This is a genomic window from Massilia genomosp. 1 (assembly GCF_011682185.1).
GTDB lineage: Bacteria > Pseudomonadota > Gammaproteobacteria > Burkholderiales > Burkholderiaceae_D > Telluria_A > Telluria_A rubra.
Genome location: NZ_WHJF01000324.1, coordinates 1 through 896, shown reverse-complemented (window position 1 = coordinate 896; position 896 = coordinate 1). Strand labels below are relative to the sequence as shown.

The window sequence follows — 896 nt, the reverse complement described above, 5'->3', positions numbered from 1 at the left end:
ATTCTTCATCCATCTGGCGCAGGTCGAAATCAGTGAGAGGCGTGGGCTTTTTTAACAAGATTGCACATCATACATTGAACTGAGTTTCCAGGCAGAAAAATTGTCTGCGGGGAGGTGATTGGTTACCCATAAGGCGTATAGGCAATTCCACCACTGATGACTACCGCTACTTGCGCCTTGTTTTCCGCGCTTTCACTGAAAGCCGTCAACACTTCTGCGCGCGGTGTGCCATTGTTCAAGACACCCAGCCAGGAATTGTAACCACCTTGGTCTGGTGTGCGGTGCAGCACGTTATAGTAGAGCTTGGTCAAAAATACCTCATTGCTTGGGTTGGCACCGTACAGCGTGGTAAATTCGGCGCTGCCGATGAAGCCACCGGCGATGGCTTGCAAGGTTGCGCCATTGTCCATCCGCTCGATCCAAAAACCTAACCCGCCAAGATCTGGCACGCGGTTGAATGCGGCTTGATAGAGCCGATAGACTTTCCCGGCATTGCCATCAAGATCCAGGGCGACTGAAACATCCGTAAATTTAAGCCGATAAATGCTGGAAAAGAACTGGATGCCATCGGCACCGGTATTGTCGGACACCGAAAAGCCCGTGCCGACCTTGTTGATCGTATAGTTGCCGCGAGCCTTGGAAAATATGGCGGAGGTGGATGCCGGGCTATTTTCCGCGAAATATTCGTGTGTATCGGCATTTTGTAACGCATTTGCCGGATTGCTCAGTGCGAGACTCCGGGCATTGGCTTGGCCATAAGCGATGTCCCGTGAGCCAATTGCAAAACGATTTTTCCGAACTGGCCGACATCAGGAGAGCACGATTTTTCATCGCTTTTTCGTGATATCGGAGGAAATCTGATCGGTTACGGCGGCGGAATCATGGCTAATCTCATT

Annotated in this window: 1 protein-coding gene and 1 pseudogene; both read right to left on the bottom strand. The window is 51.0% G+C overall.

Annotation, left to right across the window (positions count from 1 at the left end; all coding sequences use genetic code 11):
* Positions 1-122: 122 nt before the first annotated feature.
* Complete coding sequence (locus F1735_RS37675) at positions 123-590, bottom strand: DUF4214 domain-containing protein (RefSeq protein ID WP_167241421.1); 468 nt, start codon at positions 588-590, stop codon at positions 123-125.
* Positions 591-683: 93 nt separating this feature from the next.
* A pseudogene (locus F1735_RS37670) lies at positions 684-779 on the bottom strand (M35 family metallo-endopeptidase); the annotation flags it as partial.
* Positions 780-896: the final 117 nt, after the last annotated feature.